Raw genomic sequence first — 22555 nt, forward strand, 5'->3', positions numbered from 1 at the left:
ATATTTCGTGGACAAAATGCGTATCTATTTTCTTTTATATAGGAAAAGAATACAATTTTTGTAGAGATAAAATATTTTAAGGAGGAAGATGTGAATGATTGATCGAGTGACCTCCAATCAATTCCAGTTGGTTTCAAAATACGAACCAGCCGGTGACCAACCAGAAGCTATTAGCCAATTAGTAGCAGGGGTTAACGAGGGAAAAAAAGCGCAAATTTTACTAGGCGCTACCGGTACTGGTAAGACGTATACAATTTCAAATGTTATTAAAGAGGTTAATAAACCGACTTTAATTATTGCCCACAACAAAACATTGGCAGGCCAATTGTATGGTGAGTTCAAAGAATTCTTCCCTGATAATGCGGTTGAATATTTTGTTAGTTACTATGATTATTATCAACCCGAAGCTTATGTTCCATCTTCTGACACCTATATTGAAAAAGATTCCAGTATTAATGATGAAATTGATAAATTACGCCATTCTGCAACCAGCGCTCTTTTGGAACGCAATGATGTTGTGGTGGTTGCCTCAGTTTCTTGTATTTTTGGTTTAGGTTCACCTATGGAATATCAAAAACAAGTTGTTTCGTTGCGGGTAGGAATGGAAATCAGCCGTGATCAACTTTTACGAGACTTAGTAGAAATTCAATTTGAACGTAACGATATTGATTTTCAACGGGGACGTTTTCGTGTCCGAGGAGATGTAGTGGAAATTTTCCCTGCTTCAAGAGATGAGCGCGCATTACGAATCGAATTTTTTGGTGATGAAATCGATCGCATTCGAGAAGTCGATGCCCTGACTGGTGAAATAATGGCCGAGACAGAACATGTTTCAATTTTTCCAGCTACTCACTTTGTAACCAATGAAGATCATCTAGAGTCGGCAATTGCTTCTATTCAAAATGAATTGGATTTGCGCTTGAAAGTTTTAAGAGAAAATAATCAATTACTTGAAGCACAACGACTAGAGCAGAGAACCAATTACGATATCGAAATGTTACGGGAAATGGGCTATACTTCTGGGATTGAAAATTATTCTCGTCATTTAGACGGCCGTAAAGAAGGAGAGCCACCTTATACGTTAATTGACTTCTTTCCCGATGACTTTCTAATTGTCATAGATGAATCCCACGTCACCATGCCCCAAGTTCGCGGTATGTATAATGGAGACAGAGCCAGAAAACAAATGTTAGTAGATTATGGTTTTCGCTTACCTTCGGCCTTAGACAACCGTCCGCTGCGACTAGAGGAATTTGAAGAGCACGTCAATCAAATTATTTATGTTTCAGCTACACCTGGTCCATACGAAGCAGAGCAAACGAACACTGTGGTGCAACAAATTATTCGGCCAACTGGTCTATTAGATCCGTTGATTGAAGTCCGGCCAATTATGGGACAGATTGATGATTTAGTGGGAGAAATTAATGAACGAGCGGCAAAAGATGAACGGGTATTTGTCACAACGTTAACGAAGAAGATGTCAGAAGATTTAACGGACTATTTTAAAGAATTAGGGATTAAAGTTAAGTACCTTCACAGTGATATTAAGACATTGGAGCGAACTGAGATTATTCGCGATCTACGTTTAGGTAAATTTGATGTATTAGTAGGAATTAATCTTCTAAGAGAGGGCTTGGATGTGCCTGAAGTATCTCTTGTTGCAATTTTGGATGCTGATAAAGAAGGTTTCTTAAGAAGTGAACGTTCATTAGTTCAAACAATTGGTCGTGCTGCCCGTAACTCAGAAGGTAAAGTTATTATGTATGCCGACAAGATTACCGATTCGATGCAAAAAGCGATGGATGAAACCTCCCGCCGTCGTAGTATTCAAGAAAAATATAATGAAGATCACGGAATCGTGCCAAAAACTATCATTAAAGAAATTCGTGATTTGATTGCCATCACCAAAGCTAGTGATGACACAGGTGAAGAAGTTACGTTGGCAAACTATGATGAATTAACTAAAGAAGAAAAAGATATCTTGTTAATTAAGTTGGAAAAAGAAATGAAAGAAGCTGCCAAAGCATTAGATTTTGAAACAGCAGCCACTTTGCGCGATACAATTTTAGAATTAAAAGCTACGGAATAAATTGAGATTAACAGCATCTTTTGGTGCTGTTAATCTCATTAAGGAGTAAAAATATGGCAAATGATAAAATCGTGATTCATGGCGCCAGAGCCCATAATTTAAAAAATATTGATGTTACGATTCCTAGAGATGAGCTAGTTGTAGTGACGGGTCTTTCCGGGTCAGGAAAGAGTTCACTTGCTTTTGATACGTTATACGCTGAAGGACAGCGGCGCTATGTGGAAAGTTTATCGGCTTATGCTAGACAATTTCTAGGGCAAATGGATAAACCAGATGTTGATAGTATTGATGGCTTAAGTCCAGCTATTTCTATTGATCAAAAAACAACGAGTAAAAATCCGCGTTCAACAGTTGGGACAGTCACAGAAATTAATGACTACTTGCGCTTGTTGTATGCTCGTGTTGGGCACCCGATTTGTCCCAATGATCATATTGAAATTACGAGTCAGTCAGTTGAACAAATGGTAGATGAGGTTCTAACTTTACCAGAAAGAACGAAAATTCAAATTTTAGCTCCCATTGTGTATCAAAAAAAGGGCCAACATAAAAAAGTTTTTGAATTGATTCAAAAAGAAGGCTACGTCCGGGTACGCGTAGATGGTGAAATCTACGACATCAGTGAAGTACCAGAACTAGAAAAGAATTTGAAACATGAAATTGCCATTGTAATTGACCGCATTGTGGTTAAAGATGGGATTCGTTCTCGCCTATTTGATTCCTTTGAAGCTGCTTTACATTTGGCAAAAGGTTATGCTGTAGTAGATGTAATCGGTCAAGAAGAAAAATTATTCAGTGAACACTACTCTTGTCCGTATTGCGGATTTACTGTAGGAGAATTGGAACCACGTCTATTTTCTTTTAATGCACCTTTTGGAGCTTGTCCTGAGTGTGATGGCCTTGGGGTTAAATTGGAAGTGGATTTGGATTTAGTGATTCCTGATCAAAGTAAAACACTAAGAGAAGGAGCGATTGTTCCTTGGAATCCAATTAGTTCACAATATTATCCAGAAATGTTAGCACAAGCCTGTGATAGTTTTGGAATTGATTTAGATACACCTTTTGAAAAATTACCCGAAGAACAACAACAAATCGTTTTACGCGGTTCAAATGGTGAGACTTTCCATTTTCATTATGAAAATGACTTTGGCGGTATCAGAGATGTAGAGGTGCCTTTTGAAGGCGTTTTGACAAATATTAAACGGCGATATCATGAAACCAATAGTGATTTTACCCGTGACCAGATGCGACTTTATATGACAGAACTTACGTGTGAAGCTTGTCATGGTTATCGTTTAAATCCACAGGCATTATCGGTCCAAGTTAATGGTACCCATATTGGTGAAGTCAGTGAAAAGGCTATTCATGGAGCGTTAAACTTTTTTGAAACTGTGAGACTGACAGAACAAGAACAAATGATTGCTAAACCAATTTTAAAAGAGATTGGCGATCGCTTGAACTTTTTACAAAATGTTGGTTTGGATTACTTAACGTTAAGTCGCGCTGCTGGGACATTGTCTGGTGGTGAAGCGCAACGAATTCGTTTGGCCACTCAAATTGGTTCGAACTTATCTGGGGTATTGTATATTTTAGATGAACCTTCTATTGGTTTGCACCAACGAGACAATGATCGCCTGTTAGATTCGCTGCGGAAGATGCGTGATTTAGGAAATACTTTAATCGTGGTGGAACACGATGAGGATACCATGCGGGCTGCTGATTATTTGATTGATGTCGGTCCTGGTGCTGGCGCACAAGGTGGGGAAATTGTCGCTGCTGGTACGCCAGCAGAAGTTGCCGCAAATCCTAATTCGATTACTGGTCAGTATTTATCAGGTAAAAAGGTCATTTCCGTACCTGAACAACGGCGAAAAGGTAATGGCAACAAATTAAAGATTACCGGTGCCGCAGAAAACAACTTAAAAAATGTAAACGTCGAATTTCCTTTAGGTAAATTCATTGCAGTTACTGGTGTTTCTGGTTCTGGAAAGTCAACCTTAGTGAATGAAATTTTGAAAAAAGCCTTGGCACAAAAAATTAACCGTAACTCCAACAAGCCAGGGAAATTCAAAAAAATGACCGGCTATGAGTCAATTGAAAAAATAATTGATATCGATCAAAGTCCAATTGGACGTACACCACGCAGTAACCCAGCTACTTATACTAGTGTCTTTGACGATGTTCGTGATTTATTTGCCAAAACCAATGAGGCAAAGATTCGAGGTTATAAAAAAGGACGATTTAGCTTTAACGTAAAAGGTGGTCGTTGTGAAGCCTGCCGCGGTGATGGGATTATTAAAATTGAAATGCATTTTTTGCCAGACGTATATGTTCCGTGTGAAGTATGTCATGGGAAACGGTATAATTCTGAAACCTTAGAAGTTCATTACAAAGGTAAAAATATTGCTGAAATTTTAGATATGACAGTAGAAGATGCGGTGGAATTCTTCAAACATATTCCAAAAATTCATCGCAAATTACAAACAATTGTGGATGTCGGTTTGGGCTACGTTACCCTTGGTCAACCTGCAACAACTTTATCAGGTGGAGAAGCGCAGCGGATGAAGTTAGCCAGTGAATTGCATAAAAACTCCAATGGAAAAAGTTTTTACATTTTGGATGAACCAACTACTGGGCTTCATACAGATGATATTGCGCGTTTACTAAAAGTTTTGGAACGGTTAGCTGACGCAGGAAATACAGTTTTGGTGATTGAACATAACTTAGATGTCATTAAGTCAGCCGATCACGTGATTGACCTTGGTCCAGAAGGCGGCGATGGTGGTGGTATGATTATTGCCAAAGGGACCCCTGAACAAATTGCTAAAGTAAAAGAAAGCTACACAGGTCACTACTTGAAAAAAGTTTTAGTTTAAATCAATAATATTTCTTTTAGAAAGGGTGCAGTCAGAAGATAGCTTTTGATTGCTCTTTTTCTTTATGGTATGATACGAATGTTGTATTAAAGGAAGATATTGAAATTATTTAAAGTAAAACATGAAGTGAGTGTGGTAAAAAGTGGAACAACAACCTTTTGTCCCCATATTATTAGGTAGTGATATGAATGTTTATGGCATGGCCCGAGCTTTTTATGAAGAATATGGCATGAAGTCAACGGCGTATGCTTCTTTTCAATTAGCGCCAACAAAGTACAGTAAAATTGTGGATGTAAATGTGATTGCAGGCTTTGATCAAGATCCTGTTTTTAGTGAGAAATTACTGGAATTGGCTAATTCTAAGTACAATGATCCAAGTATAAAGTATTTATTAGTAGCCTGCGGGGACGGCTATGCAGAATTACTGTCCCAACACAAAGAAGATTTGAAAGATTATTATGTTTTTGCTGCCAACGATTATTCCTTATTTGAAAAATTAATTAATAAAGTTAGTTTTTATGATATTTGTGAAAAATACCAGCTGCCTTACCCCAAGACATTGATCATTACAAAAGATATGGTCGCAGCGGGAAAATTAAATCAAGAATTACCTTTTGATTTTCCTGTAGCGTTAAAACCAGCGAATAGTGTGGAATGGTTGTCTGTAGACTTTGAAGGTCGTAAAAAAGCTTTTATCATTGATAATTTGACAGAGTTCAATACGATTTTAGATCGTTTATATAAAGCTGGTTACCAAAGTGAAATGATTGCTCAAGACTTTATTCCCGGGGATGACAGCAATATGCGGGTATTAAACGCATATGTCGATCAAAAGGGTAACACGCGTTTTATGTTTTTGGGTCATCCTTTATTAGAAGATCCAGCACCGGCGGCAGTTGGCAATTACGTTGTGATCGTACCGGATCAAAATGACGAAATTTACCAAACCATTAAAAGTTTTTTAGAAAAGATTAATTACGTTGGCTTTGCCAATTTTGATATGAAATACGATCGCCGTGACGGGCAATATAAATTGTTTGAAATTAACTTGCGTCAAGGGCGTAGCAGCTTCTTTGTAACCTTAAGCGGATTTAATTTAGCAAAATATGTGACCGAAGACTTAGTATTTAATAGCGTCTTTAGAAAGACTGAATATGGACGTAAGGATAATCCCAAGGCAAAAGTTTGGCTTGGCGTACCAAAAAAAGTTTTTCGCAAATATGCTAAAGACAATGCAGATAAACAATACGCGGAAAAACTAATCAAAGCTGGCCGTTATGGCACAACGTTATTTTATGATAAAGATTCATCTATTCGTCGCTATGTATTGATGAAATACGCTTTCCACAACTACGTGACAGGCTTTAAGAAATACTTCAGTGAGAAAGAAGGCTAAACTAAGTGGAAAACTTTTTTAGTATTTTAGGTGGGATGGGCACGCAAGCAACCGAAAGTTTTGTTCGTTTGTTGAACCATCGTACTGTTACCCATAAAGATCAGGATTATTTAAATTATGTTTTGTTTAATCATGCTACTGTTCCTGACCGTACGGCGTACATTTTAGATTCAACAGCAGAAAATCCATTACCTTTTTTATTGGATGATATTGCCAAGCAAAATTTATTAAAACCGAATTTTATTGTTTTAACTTGTAATACAGCCCATTACTTTTTTGAAACATTACAAGCTGCAACAGAGATTCCAATTTTGCATATGCCAAGAGAGGCAGCTATTGAGATGAGTCGCCGACAAAAAGGGGGCAAAGTTGCTTTTTTAGGTACCGAGGGCAGTGTAAAAGCCGGAGTCTACCAACGGGAACTGGAAAAAGTTGGCTTTGAAGTGATGTTGCCTGAAAGTAAGTTACAACAAAAAGTAAATGATTTAATTTATCGTGATATTAAAGAAAATGATTTTTTAAATAAGGAACTCTATTACGAAATTTTGGCCGAAGCAATTGAAGAGTGTGGCTGCGCCAGCGCCGTTTTAGGCTGTACAGAATTATCCTTAATGGAAGAATTCGCTACAGACAATCCTTACAATGTGGTTGATGCGCAGTCGATTTTAGTTGATCGAACAATTGAACGCGCGTTAGCAGATCGTAAAAAGAGCTGAGGGGATCATTTATCCCGGTGATATACGAGTAAAATTTGTGTCCATGCCTTTTTCATGTTCGCAAATTTTAGCTTGTCAGCGGAATTGATTCATGAAACTAGCTAGTTTGAAAGCTAGATAGTGTCAAATCAATTTTTTTCTTACAAAAAATTTATATTTGCTTTATAAAAAAACGGACCATTTATAAATAAATGGTCTGTTTTTTAGTTAGGTTTAAAAGATATTTACAAGTGTTGCTATAACTGCGTCGCTATTTTGATTATTTTATAAAGCTTTTTTATTTCCTAGGGTAATTTTATTGCTAATGATACGCCCGGAATGTTATAATGTTTGTGAGAAATCGTCGTTTCTTTGAAACGGCGATTTAACTATGAGAGGAGCTTTTAATATGCAAGACAATTTAAAATTAGTCATTATTACTGGTATGAGTGGTGCCGGTAAAACAGTGGCAATTCAAAGTTTTGAGGATATGGGCTATTTTTGTATCGACAATATGCCGCCGTCTTTAATTCCTAAATTTTGGGAACTGATTAAAGAATCTGGTAAAGTAACGAGAATTGCCTTGGTTGTTGATTTACGCTCCCGTTCTTTTTTTGAAGAAATTCAAGAAATGTTAGTGGATATCGAAAATACAAATTTTATTGATACGCAAGTTCTTTTCTTAGATGCTTCAGATGAAGAACTGGTTTCCCGGTACAAAGAAACCAGACGAGTGCATCCATTAGCTATGGATGGTTTAATTACAGAAGGTATCAGGAAAGAGCGGGCTATTTTAGAAGATTTGAAAACCAAAGCAACATTTGTGGTAGATACGACTAATTTAACCCCTCGCCAATTAAGAGAAAAAATTAATCAAGAATTTAAAACGTCTAGTGAAGGCGGATTTCGCATTGAAATGATTTCTTTTGGTTTTAAATACGGTCTGCCAATTGATGCGGATATTGTGATGGATGTTCGCTTTTTACCCAACCCACATTATATTCCAGAGCTACGTCCATTAACTGGTAAAGATCAAGCGGTGTATGATTACGTAATGTCTTTTCCAGAAACTGAGCAATTTTATCAACAATTTTATCAATTGTTGGAAACCATTATGCCTGGTTATGTCAAAGAAGGGAAAAGTAGCTTGACGATTGCAATCGGATGTACCGGTGGCCAACATCGTTCGGTTGCATTAACTGAGCGAGTGGGCCAAGCATTAAGTAAAAATTATAAAGTTAATATCACGCACCGCGATAAGGATAAACGTAAAGAGACGGTGAATCGCTCATGAAAATGAAGACGTATCGAATCCGCAAACCAAAAGTGGTAGTAGTCGGTGGCGGAACGGGACTACCAGTCATTTTACGGGGATTACGAAATCAAGGAATTGATATTACAGCTGTTGTCACTGTTGCTGATGACGGAGGAAGCAGTGGCGAAATTCGCGACTCCATTGCCATGTCGCCACCAGGAGATTTACGCAATGTATTAGTCGCGTTATCTGACATGCCCAAACTTTACGCAGATATTTTTCAATATCGTTTTAAAAAAAGTGATAAGTTTTTGGCAAATCACGCCCTTGGAAATTTGATTATTGCAGCGATGTCTGAAATGCGTGGCAGTACGTATGAAGCAATTCAATTGTTAACAAAAATGATGCACGTTGACGGCAATATCTATCCTTCTAGTGAGAAACCATTAGTTTTGCATGCGGTTTTTAAAGATGGTACCCAAGCGATTGGGGAGTCTAAAATTGCCATCGATCGTAAAACAATTGATCATGTTTTTGTCCGTAATCAAGACGGAGATAGTGAGCCTAGAGCGGCTCGAAAAGTAGTATCTTCGATTATGGAAGCAGATATGATTGTTTTAGGACCCGGTAGTTTATTTACAAGTATTTTGCCGAATTTGATGATCTCAGAAATTGGACAAGCGCTTCTAGAAACAAAAGCAGAAACAGTTTATATTTGCAATATCATGACCCAAAAAGGAGAGACCGAGCATTTCACAGACGCCAATCACGTTCAAGTTCTTCATCAGCATCTAAAGAAACCTTTCGTGGATACTGTTTTAGTAAATACAGAAAAGGTTCCTGAAGGATATATGGATCCAGAAGTTTACGATGAATATTTGGTGCAAGTAAAACACGATTTTAAAGCGTTGCGAAAAGAAGGTTGTCGCGTTGTCTCGGCTGATTTTTTACAGTTGCGAGATGGTGGGGTTTTCCATGATGGTGAAAAAGTTGTAGAAGAATTGTTACGTATTTTGTATTAATAGCAATTCATTGATCCAATTGAATTTTTGTAGTAGAAAGGGGTGATTGTGATGTCATTTGCTGCGGATGTAAAAAAAGAATTAACGACTTTAGAAGTGCATAAAGAACATGCAAAAGCTGAATTAGCAGCTTTAATTCGGATGAATGGGTCGGTGAGTTTAAGCAACCATCAATTTGTCTTAAACGTCCAAACAGAAAATGCTGCGATTGCTCGACGGATTTATTCGTTATTAAAAGATCATTTTGGGGTGCGTAGCGAACTATTAGTACGACGCAAGATGAAATTGAAAAAAAATAATGTCTATATCGTTCGTTTGAAGGAAAAAACGCAAGAAGTTTTAAATGAACTTGCGATTATGGATGGTCTGATGTTTCAAACCCATATTTCTGATGAGATTATGGGAAATGCCCAAAAGATGCGTTCTTATTTGCGGGGAGCTTTTATGGCGTCTGGGTCGGTGAATAATCCGGAAACGAGTCGGTATCATTTGGAAATTTATTCGCTTTATGAAGAGCACAATCAAGATATTTGTGAAATGCTCAATTATTATGATTTAAATGCGCGAACTTTAGATCGACGGAATGGCTATATTTCATATTTAAAGGGAGCCGAAAAGATTGCCGATTTTTTGACGCTAATTGGTGCTACAAATTCCATGTTGAAATTTGAGGATGTCAGAATTGTCCGAGATATGCGCAACTCGGTTAACCGTTTGGTGAATTGTGAGACCGCTAATTTAAATAAAACAATTGATGCAGCGTCAAAACAAATCGAAAATATTGAATTTATCGAACAACGGGTGGGGTTGCAGGCTTTGCCTGAAAAATTACAAGAGATTGCCGAGTTACGCTTGGAACATCCTGAGGTAAGTTTAAAAGAGCTGGGCGAGATGATTCCTTCTGGTGCTATTTCAAAGTCGGGAATTAACCACCGCATTCGCAAAATTAATGAATTTGCTGATCGATTACGAGAGCAGGCAAGTTAAATTTTTTACAAAAGGCGTAAAAAAGACCATAAGAAATAGTTGGCAGATGTTTTACCTGTACTGCTAATTTTAATGAAAAAAACCGAGGTTAGCTTGTGCTGCTAATAAAAGCGACACAGACTACCCTCGGTTTTTTTACGTTTTTATTGATGAAGATACTCTAATAATGTAGCCTCACTAATTCCTTCATCAAAAATATGATTGTCGATAATCATTGTCGGGACAAATTGAATGTTGGCTCTTTTTGCCTCATCCATAATCGCTTTTTGAGTCAGCTCATCGGCATAGTTGGCTAATTTCAAGTCACTTTCAGCAAATTTAACAACAGAATCTAAAGATAAATCTCCCCATAAATCTTGGGATAAAAAGATTTTTTTAATATCTGCTAAAGCTTTTGTCGCATCACCTTTTGTGACGTACTGGTGCATGACATTACCCCGCTGTAAGCTTTCTTTGTCTTTATCGTAGAGTTTTATAACCCGTTTTAGATTACCACTTGCCACTTCTTGATTTAATAAATCTTCATGTTCTAAAAACCATTGACGACAATAAGGACAGCGTAAGTTAATAAATTCTACAAGTGTTTTTTTCGCATTTTTATTGCCAATTATAATTCCCACATCGCCATTTGTTTCGTTTGCATTAATAATTGTGATATCCAATTTTTTTCATCCTCTCATTGTTTCTCTTTTTTAGTTTAGCGAAAGTTTAAAGAAATGGGAAATGTTGTGTTTAAGTAGACCGATTTCAAAGAAAAATGAAAAAGAGTTGTGAAAAAATTGTAACTTCCATGGTTTTGCAGGTGAGGGGATAGAAAAGCTGTGCTATACTATTGAAGTAAGTCCAATTGTAAAGGGAGTCTGCCTATGTCATTTAGCATTCAAGAATTATTTAATATCGATTATTGGAAACAAATGTTTAATGTCGATATTTTTTCTTGGAACTTTTTCGTTAATATTTTGGATATTCTGGTTGTCTGGTATATCGTCTATAAGTTAATCCAACTTGTTCGCGGCACCAAAGCAATTCAGCTATTTAAAGGAGTAGCAATTTTTATTGCGATCCGGTTTGGAGCTGAACTCATTGGTTTGCATACTTTGTCTTGGTTGATGGATCAAGTTATTACCTATGGAGTGATAGCGGCTATTGTCATTTTCCAGCCTGAAATAAGACGTGGGTTGGAACATCTTGGACGTAGTACCCTCTTTAAGACGACCAAACAAGAGCAAAAAGAAGATGAACAGCTGATTACATCACTAGACAAAGCGATTCAATATATGTCCAAACGTAAAATTGGTGCGTTAATCACCATTGAAAGAAATACGGGTTTAGAAGAGTATATTGAAACAGGGATTGCATTAGAGGCGGATATAACAGGTGAGCTTTTGATTAATATTTTCATACCCAATACGCCACTACATGATGGTGCAGTCATTATTCGCAATGACAAAATTGCTGTTTCTTGTGCGTATTTGCCATTATCAGAAAGTATGTTAATTCCAAAAGAATTTGGCACACGCCACAGAGCTGCAGTTGGGATTAGTGAAGTTAGTGATGCGGTTACCGTAGTTGTTTCAGAGGAAACTGGTGGGGTAAGTATTACTTTGAATAATCAACTGTTGTCAGAATTATCCCAAGAAGAATATTTGAAAATTTTACACAGAGAATTAATTCCAGAAGAAAAAACAGAGACAAAGAAAAACCAGCTGCAATCCTTTATCGAAAGTATCGCTAAAGGAGGTAAGAAATGAATTCAAGTCGCAAAAGCAATATCTTGTATGGCTTCTTAGCGTTGGTTTTCAGCTTGATTTTATTTTTTAATGCCAACGGACGTAATGTTCAAACGACATTGAACACAAATCCGGAAAATTTTGAAGAAACAGTTAATAAAGTGCAAATTCATCCGGTTTATGACTCGGATAAATATTATATTCTAGGCTTTGATCCGTATGTTTCGGTGAAATTAAGCAGTGCCAATCGTATCCAATTAAATGCTGAAGCAAATCCGGATACCAGAGGATTCCGTGTCGTTTGTGATTTAACCGGATTAGGAGAAGGTACCCATGAAGTGAAATTACGGATTCAAAACGGCAGTAGCGCTGTGGGCTATACGATTAATCCAACTAAAGTTACCGTGACGATTGAAAAGAAAGTAACGCAATCTTTTAAAATCCATCCGGTTGTTTCTTCTTCTAATTTAGGGGAAGGGTTCTCAGTTGATAGTGTAACGGTAAAACCAGAAGAAGCTCAGATTACCACTGGTGAAAAGACGTTAGCCCAAATTGATCGCGTAGTTGCAACAATTGATCCTTCTAAAACAGCTAGTGCTGACTTTGAAGAAAAAGCAACGATTGAAGCATTGGATAAAGAGGGGAATCGTTTGAGTGTTGTTTCAGATCCCCAAGAAGCACAAGTTATTGTAAAAGTAAAAGCGCCAGAAAAAATTGTCAGTCTGTATGCTTCGCAAGTAGGGACATTGCCTAATGGGATTTCCCATTATGATTTTAAATTAGATACCCTTTCAACGGTGCTAAGAGGACCACAATCAAAACTTGATGGAATTGAAAGTCTCGCGCTACCGGTGGATATTACGAATATTACAGAGAAAACAACCAGAGAAGTGGTTGTTCCAACCGAAGATGGCATCGTCGCATCACCAAAGACAGTCAAAGTAGAAATCACGCCGGTACACAATACAACAAGCACGTCAACGACGAATTCCTCTAGTAGACAGTCACAAACTTCTTCTAGCGTAACTGAAACAACTCCAGCGACAACTACGGTGGAAACCAGCGAGACAAGTCAATCAGCTGTTGATGCAACGGCAAATGAATAAAATTAACTAAAACAATTTTGTGAGGTAAGAATAATGGGTAAATATTTTGGTACGGATGGTGTTCGTGGCGTAGCTAACGTTGAATTAACACCAGAATTAGCATTTAAATTAGGGCGTTGTGGTGGCTATGTATTAAGTCAACATGAGAACAGTGAACATCGGCCTAAAGTTTTAGTTGGCCGCGATACCCGTATGTCTGGTCAATTATTGGAAAATGCATTGGTTGCCGGGTTATTATCTGTCGGCATTGAAGTGTTTACACTGGGCGTCATCTCAACGCCAGGTGTGGCTTATTTAACCCGTGTGCAAAAAGCGAGTGCAGGAGTCATGATTTCAGCGTCTCATAATCCTGCTGAAGACAATGGTATTAAATTTTTCGGAAGTGACGGTTTCAAGTTAGTGGATGATCAGGAAGCAGAAATCGAAGCGCTACTGGATGCACCACAAGATACTCTGCCACGTCCTTCGGCTGAAGGTTTGGGGACAGTTGAAGAATTTCCAGAAGGTCTTTTGAAATATTCACAGTTTTTAGAACAAACTATTTCAGGAGATTTATCAGGTTTAACAGTTTGTATTGATGCTGCAAATGGTGCAACTGCAACAAGTGTCAACCGCCTATTTGCTGATTTAGAAACAGACTTTTATACGATGGGAACTTCCCCTAACGGATTAAACATCAATGATGGTGTTGGTTCTACTCATCCGGAAAAATTGGCGGCTTTTGTCGTTGAAAAAGGTGCTGATGCAGGCCTTGCCTTTGATGGTGATGGTGACCGTGTGATTGCGGTGGATGAGTTAGGAAATATTGTCGATGGTGATAAAATTATGTACATTTGTGCAAAATATTTAGCATCAAAAAAACGTTTAAAACAAGATACAATTGTAACGACTGTAATGAGTAATTTAGGTTTCCATAAAGCAGTAGAAGCTATTGGCTTAAAAGATGTGATCACCCAAGTTGGCGACCGTTATGTTGTCGAAGAAATGCGAAAAAATGATTACAATTTTGGTGGCGAACAATCAGGTCACATGGTTTTCCTCGATTTTAATACTACCGGTGATGGAATGCTTTCTGGTATCCAATTGTTAAGTATCATCAAAGAAACCGGCAAAAAATTATCTGAACTAGCGGCAGAGGTAACAATTTATCCGCAAAAATTAGTGAACATTCGCGTCACAAACAAAAATGGTGCGATGGAAGTTACAGCGATTAAAGCTGTAATTGAAGAAGCGGAAAAAGAAATGAATGGTGAAGGACGTATTTTGGTTCGACCTTCAGGGACAGAACCATTATTACGCGTAATGGCAGAAGCGCCATCGGATGAATTAGTAAATTACTATGTTGATAAAATCGCGGCAGTCGTACAAGCCGAAATTGGTGCTAAATAAAAAAATGACAGATTACAAATTGTAATCTGTCATTTTTTTTTGCAGTTCCAATCACAAGTATAGCTAAAATTATTTTACTTTATTGCCTTTAAAGTAACTGGTACTAACAGGGAGTTTTCGAGCTACAAATTTGGCTTTAGAGGTGGCATTTACCAAAGTAAAATTAGCGGGCATCCCGCTTTTTAACCAACCGTTAGGAGCGATTAATTTTTGATCGGTGACCAATTCTAAACTTTCCGTTAACTCTTTTTGTGAGGTTAAGTCAAACATTTCTGCATAGCGATTAAGTTTATCCATCACATCACCATTACCAAAAGGTGACCAGCAATCGTAAATATTATCACAACCAATCTGGGTTTTCACACCGGCTTGTTTTAATTTTGTTAAAGGCGGAATAACAAAGTCTAAGGGGATGCTGGAAATAATTGTTATTTGATTGGCGGCAAGACGTGAAAATAATTCAGCTTGCTCACTTTTATTTAAATCTCGTAACCCATAAGCGTGACTAATCGTAACTCTTTTTTGCCAATTGGTTTCTTCTGTTAGCGCTAAAATTTTAGCGAAAGCTTTTCTGGCGTCATCATCTCGTTCATGAAGATGATAATCAATGGGCACATCAAATTGTGTTGCTAAATCAAACGTTTGGTTTAAAGATTTTTCTAAGTTGTTATCAATACTAATTGGGTCGACTCCGCCAACGAGATTAGCACCATTTTGTAACGCCAGTTTCATTTCATTGTAGGCGTGGGATAAAAGGAGACCGTGTTGGGGGAAAGCCACTAATTCATAATCCAATTGGTCCTGGTAGTTTGCTAAAACAGCTTGTGCGGCCTCTAAATAACTTTGCCCCACAGCAGGATGAACATCAATATGGGAGCGAAAATGCGTAACGCCATAAGAAAGTTCTAAATGAATTAAATTTTCCATGCGCTGGCTAAAAGAGACCGGTGCATTTTTTAAATAGGCAATTTCTTTTGTGAAACGTTCCACGCGGTTTTTTACAGGCTCAATCGGTGTCCAGGGAATACCTAATTTACTTTTATCAAAATGAACGTGCATTTCCCGCAATTGAGGTAAAATTAAAGCATTTTGTCCATCAATTATGGTGTAATCGGTTTTGGTATCTACTTGGTCACTGGTAAAGACCGCTGTAATTATTCCATTTTCAAAGGCCACAGCAATATTTTTCGTCGCAGTTCCGTAGGTGAAATCATTTTCTGTCAGATAACTAGTTTCCACGCGGACATTTTTTAATAAAGTTTTCATAAAGCACCTCCGTCTTCATTTAAAATAGCTTGAAATGGATAAAAAAGCCAACGTTTGCTTTTTGTAGACCTATAAACACAAAGAAATGCCATAATAAGGTTTTACCAAAAAGCTATTAAAAAACCTGCCTACGACAACGGATGGTCATAAGCAGGTTAAAGTAACGGTCTTATTCGACGGTGACAGATTTTGCCAAGTTTCGTGGTTTATCAACATCATAGCCTCTTTGTAATGTTGCAAAGTAGGCAATTAACTGCGTTGGGACAACTGCTAGTAGGCTAGTCAACAGCGGATGAACCGTGGGTAATAAAATTTGATCATCTGGCTTTGCTAATTCTTCTGTTGCGATTACAAGGGTATTAGCCCCGCGACTTCTTACTTCTTGTAAATTTCCCCGCGTGTGTAAGCCAGTTGCAGCGTCAGTAATGATACCAATTACAGGGGTTCTATCTTCAATTAGGGCGATTGTTCCGTGTTTTAATTCGCCAGCTGCGAAACCTTCTGCTTGAATATAAGAAATTTCTTTTAGTTTTAAAGCAGCTTCCATTGAAACATAGTAGTCATTGCCCCGGCCGATGTAAAAGGCGTTGCGGGTGTGTGTTAAGTATTCTGCGGTTAATTCTTCTAGCAATTCTTTTTCATTAATCATTGTTTCCATTGCTGTGGCGATTAAACCCAACTCGTGGAATAAATCAAATTCATTCGCTGCAAGAATAGCTTTTTTTGTTCCCAAAGCTTTAGCTAAAACAGCCATAACCGCGATTTGAGCGGTATAAGCTTTAGTCGAGGCAACGGCAATTTCAGGACCCGCATGAAGCAGCAAAGTATAAGTTGCTTCCCTTGATAAAGTAGAGCCGGCTACATTTGTAATAGTTAAAGAAGGGTGGCCTAATTCATTTGTTTTTACTAAAACTTGACGACTATCAGCTGTTTCACCACTTTGACTCAAGTAGATGAAAAATGGTTTTTCCGATAGTAGCGGCATATTGTAGCCAAATTCACTGGATAGATGAATTTCTACAGGTAACTGCGTTAAGGTTTCAAAAAATTTCTTAGCTGCCCAACCAGCATGATTGCTAGTGCCGCATGCAACAATATAAACGCGATCGCTATTTTCTAAAGTAGCTAACAAGTTGGGATCAATCGCAATTGAGCCATCTTCATTTTGATATTTTTGTACAATTTTGCGCATGACAACTGGTTGTTCATCAATTTCTTTTAACATGTAATAAGGATAAGTTCCTTTTTCAATGTCACTTGCATCCAGTTCTGCAACATAAAAATCACGGTTGATAATTTGACCAGCTGCATCTTCAATGATTGCATCTGTTGCGGTTAGTGTGACCATTTCACCGTCCATTAATTCCACAAAGTGGCTCGTTTGATCTAACATTGCTAAGGCATCACTACATAAAACATTAAAGCCATCCCCTAAGCCGATTAAAAGAGGGCTTTTATTTTTTGCGACATAAATAGTTGTATCATCTTGTGTATCAACTAAGGCAAAAGCGTAAGATCCTTCGATTAAGCGTAATGCTTTTTTGAAGGCATCTTTTGTTTGTAAGCCTTCATTTTTAAAATGGGCAATTAAGTGAACGGCAATTTCAGTGTCTGTTTGACCGTAAAATGTATCTTCACTCAAATACGTTTGGCGTAATTCGTCATAATTTTCAATAACGCCATTGTGTACTAAAACCAGCTCACCTTTTTCACTTGTATGAGGATGCGCATTTTCCTCAGTTGGTTTACCATGAGTGGCCCAACGTGTGTGTCCAATGCCCATTGTGCCAGTAATAGCTGGGGTTAATTTTGCTTCTAAATTTTTAATGGGACCAGTAGATTTAAGCAGATTATTGTTCTTGCCAGCGACATAGATTCCTGCTGAATCATAGCCGCGATATTCCAAGCGTTTTAAACCAGTTAAGATAATTTTTGTTGCGTCGTTTCTTCCAACGACTCCGACGATTCCACACATGTAAAAAAACCTCTTTCTTATTTCAATCTTGTTTTCTTTTTGTCTTCTTATTGGAGTGCTTTTATTAAGTAAAAGATAGGATAAAAATAAATTGGTATAGATTTATTTTTATTGGTCTAATTATTACGACATTCAAAATGATATTATTTATATTGGGTTTTGTCAATTATAAATTTTATTTTCTTTAATTGGTATAGTCTTATTTCAAGCATTCCAATTTTAATTTTTTTTAAATACGTTGCATTTTTATTTTTTTCTAATTTACAATTATTTACTTAATCGCTGTTTTTTTTGCTTTCTTTTCGCTACAATGAGAAAGATAAAACCTTTCTTTTCATCGTAAGGGATACAAAGAAAACAGGTGATGGATTATTCTATCAAAATAAAAGGAGGACCAAATGGACAATATCGTACGTTGCATGTCTTTTAAACAATTAAAAGCCGCTGTTGCAAAATTAGAGGCGACAGCTGGAATCACAGAAGAAACCAAAATTTTTTTAGATACAGGCTGGGATAGTTTGCAAGAGGTTTCACCAGAAAGTATTGAAGTGAAAAAAGCGCGCTATTTTGAAGTGCAAGATCCTGTTAGTAAGGAATATTTTGGCGGTTTTGCGTTAAGTGAAAAAGCCGAAAAAGTAAAGGCTACAGGTGCAGAAGAAACGGTCATTGTAATTGAAAATTTATATTAATAGTCAAAATTAAAGGAGTAGAAAATGAATAAAAGAAGATGGATTGCAGTTGTTATCGCAGTTGGGTTGTTTGTTTTTTCAGCGGTGTCTTCTCGGGTTGCCACCCATAATGAGGCCGAGAGCCAACAAGCACTGGCAGGATTAAATGCATTATTGTATGGGTCAAATCAATTGGAAAAAAATGTCATTGAAGATGGCGATGCTGATAAACAGATTGCCAAATTGACTGTTGACGGTACGATTGCAGATACAGGTAGTGGTGGTATCTTTTCGACGGCAACGTATAGTCACCAAGATTTCCTAGCACAGTTACAAGAAATTCAGAGGGATGGAAATATTAAAGGGATTTTGTTAGAAGTAAATTCTCCTGGTGGTGGAGTTTATGAGAGTGCTGAAATTGCCAAGGAATTTGCCAAAATTAAAGAATTAAAGATTCCTGTCTATGTTAGTATGAAAAATATGGCTGCCAGCGGTGGTTATTATATCTCAGCAGCTGCTAATAAAATTTTTGCTACCGATGAAACGGTAACAGGTTCCATTGGCGTCATTATGTCTGGGGTAAACTATAGTGGTTTAATGGAGAAATTAGGTATCACCGATGAAACCTATAAAAGTGGGGCCTTAAAAGACATGGGCTCTACTACTAGAAAACCCACGCAAAAAGATCAAGAAGTCTTGCAAACGTATGTCAACAATGCCTATGACCGGTTTGTTAAAGTGGTAGCAAAAGGTCGTGGTATGTCAGAAGCTGCCGTACGTAAAATTGCTGATGGTCGTATTTACGATGGAGCACAAGCAAAAGCAAATGGATTAGTTGATGAAATTGGTTTTCCAGAAGATGCGCTAGCCGCACTAAAAAAAGACAAAAAATTAACCAACGCGCAAGTAATTGAATATTCTGTTGGCGATACCGGTTTTTATTCTTCTTGGTTAGGCAATAAGGCAGCTAAATTACAAGGACTAGCACCAAGTGAAGATAGTACATTAGTGCATTTATTTGCATCGCTTGGAAATGCTCAGGCACCAAAACCTCTTTATTATTACGGAGGACAATAAAATGAGCGATAAAATACAAGGTCCAAAAGTATTTAAAACAAAAGATGATAAAAAAAACTTCACCCAAGAAGAAGTAAAAAAGCAGCAGAAAATATGGCGTCCGTTGCTAAATGAAAAAAATGAAAATAAAAAGTATTTCCCCAACTATTTTTATGCTGGTTTTTGGATTCGCATGTTTGCCTATTGCCTTGACTTAATGTGTATTCATGCGATTACAAACGCAACAGTAGGTTTAACATATCGCGTGGCGGCAGTAGAAATAGCAACTAATTTTTTAAGTTTTTCTAGTCTTTTGTCATTGGCGATTTATTTAGCGTATTTCACTTTATTGACAAAATTAAATCACGGACAAACTATTGGGAAAATGGTCTTTGGCATTCGCGTAGTTTCTTTAAGTGAAACAGAACTTTCCTGGGGGACAGTTATTGTCAGAGAAACTGTTTGCCGCTTTATCTTAAAAGGATTTCCGTTTGTTTTAGGGTACATTGTAGCAGCCTTTACAGATCACAAACAACACGTGGGTGATTATTTTTCGGACACTTCGGTAATTACCATTAATGTTTTGAAAGCTTTCAATAAAGAATTACGGGCTTAATTTTAACAAAGCAGGTGTTAAAAATGGGTGAAAAAATTGTCTTCCCAGATGAATTGCAACGAAATATTCGTTTAGCAAAAAAAGCAATGGAACAAAAAGAGTTTCTAACGAGCGTTACTTATTTACAAAAAGCTTATGAGATGGAAATGTCATTTGAGATTAATCAGCTCTATACAGAAGCTTTATTAAAAAGTGAAGATTTTAAAAGTGCACTGCAAATAGCACAAGACTTTGCAGTTGAATATCAGAAAACGTCGACAACAATAACTACCTATGTAAGAATTTTATTATTAAATCAACAGTTTTTAACTGCTCGTAAGCTAGTTATACAAAACAGTCTTTTGACAAAAGAGCAAAAAAAAACATTAACCCAACAGATCAAACAATTAGAGTTGGCAATTGATTTATTAGATCCGGAAAGTTTGCAAGTAAAAAGACAGCTTTTAAATCAGTGGGATGAAAGTTTAATGCCGATTATAACAGCGGACTGGGAAGTTTTTGTGGGGCAGTTAACTTATCCTCAATTTATCGGGCTAATGCAGGATTTTTTACCCAAATGCCGAAATAATTTTTTGCGGCCGCGCTTAGTAGAGGAGCTCGTTTTATTAGGCTGCGATAAAGTCATTCGTTGTGCCCGTTGGGATAATACAATAGCGACTATAAATTTAAAAGAACTTAAATTACCCGAAGAAGTCCCAGCTTATCAAAAATTAAAAACATATTTTGAAACAGAAATTGCCGCGACAGACATCCAACTGGCAAATTACTGCTTAACTGAGCTAAGTGCGCAATTAGCTGTAACGTATCCTTTTGTACCTTTCACTGACGATTTAAAGAGGTGGGAGCAAAGTTATATTTTAGAATATCAGGCAATGATGGGAAATAATAAAGCAGTAGCGGGGCTAGAAAAACTAGCTGACATCACAAAACAAAAAGAAAAAATTCGGCAAATTTATCAAGTGATTTTCTAAAGTTTTTTTTACTTTCAATAACCTTAAAATGTTTACAATTCCTAAGGGTTAGTGTACTATTTAAAAGTATGCATGAAAGTATTTCATAGTAAAATTAGTTTATTCGGAGGGAAACACATGACTGCAAAATGGGAAAAAACTGGCACCAATGATGGTGTATTAACATTTTCAATCGATCAAGCTGAAATTCAAAAAGGTTTGACACAAGCATTCAACAAAGTAAAAGGAAATTTAAATGTACCTGGCTTCCGTAAAGGGAAAGTTTCACGCCAAGTATTTAACCGTATGTACGGCGAAGAAGCTCTTTATGAAGACGCATTGAACGCTGTATTACCAGAAAATTACGAAGCTGCAGTGAAAGAAGCCGGAATCGATCCTGTTTCTCAACCAAAAATTGACATTGACAGCATGGAAAAAGATCAAGATTGGGTAATCAAAGCTGAAGTTACGGTTAAACCTGAAGTTAAATTAGGGGACTACAAAGACTTAACTGTTGAAAAACAAGATCGCACAGTCACAGAAGCAGACGTTGACGCAAAATTAAAACAAGAACAAGAACAACAAGCTGAGTTAGTGATTAAAGAAGACGAAGCAGCTGCAAACGGCGACACTGTTGTGATTGACTTTGAAGGTTTTGTTGACGGAGTTGCATTTGAAGGCGGCAAAGGCGACAATTACTCATTAGAATTAGGTTCAGGTTCATTCATTCCTGGTTTTGAAGAACAATTAGTAGATCATAAAGCTGGCGATAATGTGGATGTTACTGTAACTTTCCCTGAAGACTATCAAGCAGAAGATTTAGCTGGTAAAGAAGCTATCTTCAAAGTAGTTGTTCACGAAGTAAAAACAAAAGAATTACCTGAATTGGATGATGAATTTGCAAAAGACGTCGACGAAAACGTTGAAACTTTAGCAGAATTAAAAGAAAAATACATGACAGAATTAACAGAAGCAAAAGAAAAAGCAGCTGAAGATGCTAAAGATGAATTAGCTATTAGAACTGCTGTTGAAAATGCTGAAATTCTTGATTTACCGCATGTAATGGTTCATGATGAAGTACACCGTTCTATGGACGAATTTTTAAACAACATGCAACGTCAAGGTATTTCACCTGAAATGTATTACCAATTGACTGGTTCAACAGAAGCAGATTTACACAAACAATTTGAAGGCGAAGCTGAAAACCGAGTTAAAACAAACTTGGTAATTGAAGCTATTGCTGCTGCAGAAAACTTAGAAGCAACAGAAGCAGATGTTGAAAAAGAAATCGCTGAATTGTCTGAAGCATACAACATGCCAGTTGATCAAATCAAACGCGTTTTAACAGAAGATATGTTAAAACATGATATCACAATGAAAAAAGCGGTTGAACTTGTTACAGGAACAGCTGTTGAAAAATAATTTTTAAAATTGAAGCCGCCAGCTTGTGCTGGTGGTTTTTTTTGCTTTATTGCCCTTAAA

18 protein-coding genes are annotated in these 22555 nt (G+C 37.2%); 15 read left to right on the top strand and 3 right to left on the bottom strand.

The window, feature by feature from the left end; genetic code table 11:
• The first annotated feature begins 94 nt into the window (after positions 1 to 94).
• The 7 genes from uvrB (at position 95) to whiA (ending at position 10317) form a co-directional block, all read left to right on the top strand.
• Complete coding sequence (uvrB, locus tag P3T75_RS06355; RefSeq protein WP_206902728.1) at positions 95 to 2089, top strand: excinuclease ABC subunit UvrB; 1995 nt, start codon at positions 95 to 97, stop codon at positions 2087 to 2089.
• Positions 2090 to 2142: 53 nt separating this feature from the next.
• Entirely contained in the window at positions 2143 to 4962 is a 2820-nt protein-coding gene (gene uvrA / locus P3T75_RS06360; protein ID WP_206902729.1) for an excinuclease ABC subunit UvrA, read from the top strand.
• A gap of 184 nt (positions 4963 to 5146) precedes the next feature.
• Positions 5147 to 6358: a carboxylate--amine ligase gene (locus tag P3T75_RS06365; protein ID WP_282462574.1), complete on the top strand. Its 1212-nt coding sequence runs from the start codon at positions 5147 to 5149 to the stop codon at positions 6356 to 6358.
• Positions 6359 to 6363: 5 nt separating this feature from the next.
• Positions 6364 to 7074 carry an amino acid racemase gene (locus P3T75_RS06370; RefSeq protein ID WP_206902730.1) on the top strand — a complete coding sequence of 237 codons (711 nt, stop codon included), beginning with the start codon at positions 6364 to 6366 and terminating at the stop codon, positions 7072 to 7074.
• A 388-nt stretch (positions 7075 to 7462) separates the two neighbouring features.
• The gene (rapZ, locus tag P3T75_RS06375) at positions 7463 to 8347 is read left to right on the top strand and encodes an RNase adapter RapZ (RefSeq protein WP_206902731.1); all 885 of its coding nucleotides are present in this window, start codon (positions 7463 to 7465) and stop codon (positions 8345 to 8347) included.
• Positions 8344 to 9330, top strand: coding sequence for a gluconeogenesis factor YvcK family protein (locus P3T75_RS06380; protein WP_206902732.1), 987 nt, complete (start codon positions 8344 to 8346; stop codon positions 9328 to 9330). Before rapZ ends, P3T75_RS06380 begins: the two co-directional genes overlap by 4 nt.
• A 51-nt stretch (positions 9331 to 9381) precedes the next feature.
• A complete protein-coding gene (whiA, locus tag P3T75_RS06385; protein WP_206902733.1) occupies positions 9382 to 10317 on the top strand; it encodes a DNA-binding protein WhiA in 936 nt (311 codons plus the stop codon).
• 143 nt (positions 10318 to 10460) lie between these two features.
• Here whiA and P3T75_RS06390 read toward each other — a convergent pair whose 3' ends face one another.
• The gene (locus P3T75_RS06390) at positions 10461 to 10979 is read right to left on the bottom strand and encodes a thioredoxin domain-containing protein (RefSeq protein ID WP_230710768.1); all 519 of its coding nucleotides are present in this window, start codon (positions 10977 to 10979) and stop codon (positions 10461 to 10463) included.
• Between the two features lie 204 nt (positions 10980 to 11183).
• On the opposite strand from P3T75_RS06390, the gene cdaA reads away from it, so the two are divergent.
• The 3 genes from cdaA to glmM are packed head-to-tail and all read left to right on the top strand — an operon-like array spanning position 11184 to position 14542.
• Positions 11184 to 12068: a diadenylate cyclase CdaA gene (gene cdaA / locus P3T75_RS06395; RefSeq protein WP_206902735.1), complete on the top strand. Its 885-nt coding sequence runs from the start codon at positions 11184 to 11186 to the stop codon at positions 12066 to 12068.
• A complete protein-coding gene (locus P3T75_RS06400; protein ID WP_282462502.1) occupies positions 12065 to 13153 on the top strand; it encodes a CdaR family protein in 1089 nt (362 codons plus the stop codon). Before cdaA ends, P3T75_RS06400 begins: the two co-directional genes overlap by 4 nt.
• Before the next feature lie 33 nt (positions 13154 to 13186).
• Positions 13187 to 14542: a phosphoglucosamine mutase gene (glmM, locus tag P3T75_RS06405; protein WP_282462503.1), complete on the top strand. Its 1356-nt coding sequence runs from the start codon at positions 13187 to 13189 to the stop codon at positions 14540 to 14542.
• Positions 14543 to 14611: 69 nt separating this feature from the next.
• On the opposite strand, the gene P3T75_RS06410 is transcribed toward glmM, so the two are convergent.
• Positions 14612 to 15808 (bottom strand): amidohydrolase family protein, encoded by a 1197-nt coding sequence (locus tag P3T75_RS06410; RefSeq protein WP_282462504.1) that lies wholly within the window; start codon positions 15806 to 15808, stop codon positions 14612 to 14614.
• Between the two features lie 169 nt (positions 15809 to 15977).
• Positions 15978 to 17783: a glutamine--fructose-6-phosphate transaminase (isomerizing) gene (glmS, locus tag P3T75_RS06415; protein WP_282462505.1), complete on the bottom strand. Its 1806-nt coding sequence runs from the start codon at positions 17781 to 17783 to the stop codon at positions 15978 to 15980.
• 398 nt (positions 17784 to 18181) lie between these two features.
• Here glmS and P3T75_RS06420 point away from each other — a divergent pair, with 398 nt between their 5' ends.
• From P3T75_RS06420 to tig, 5 genes are all read left to right on the top strand, one after another.
• Positions 18182 to 18472 (top strand): hypothetical protein, encoded by a 291-nt coding sequence (locus P3T75_RS06420; RefSeq protein ID WP_206902740.1) that lies wholly within the window; start codon positions 18182 to 18184, stop codon positions 18470 to 18472.
• 24 nt (positions 18473 to 18496) lie between these two features.
• Complete coding sequence (gene sppA, locus P3T75_RS06425) at positions 18497 to 19528, top strand: signal peptide peptidase SppA (RefSeq protein ID WP_282462506.1); 1032 nt, start codon at positions 18497 to 18499, stop codon at positions 19526 to 19528.
• A 1-nt stretch (position 19529) separates the two neighbouring features.
• A complete protein-coding gene (locus tag P3T75_RS06430; RefSeq protein ID WP_206902742.1) occupies positions 19530 to 20123 on the top strand; it encodes an RDD family protein in 594 nt (197 codons plus the stop codon).
• 23 nt (positions 20124 to 20146) lie between these two features.
• The gene (locus P3T75_RS06435; protein ID WP_282462507.1) at positions 20147 to 21094 is read left to right on the top strand and encodes a hypothetical protein; all 948 of its coding nucleotides are present in this window, start codon (positions 20147 to 20149) and stop codon (positions 21092 to 21094) included.
• A gap of 117 nt (positions 21095 to 21211) precedes the next feature.
• Entirely contained in the window at positions 21212 to 22495 is a 1284-nt protein-coding gene (gene tig, locus P3T75_RS06440; RefSeq protein ID WP_206902744.1) for a trigger factor, read from the top strand.
• The last annotated feature ends 60 nt before the right edge of the window (positions 22496 to 22555 follow it).

It is taken from the genome of Enterococcus montenegrensis, assembly GCF_029983095.1.
Classification (GTDB): Bacteria; Bacillota; Bacilli; order Lactobacillales; family Enterococcaceae; genus Enterococcus_C; species Enterococcus_C montenegrensis.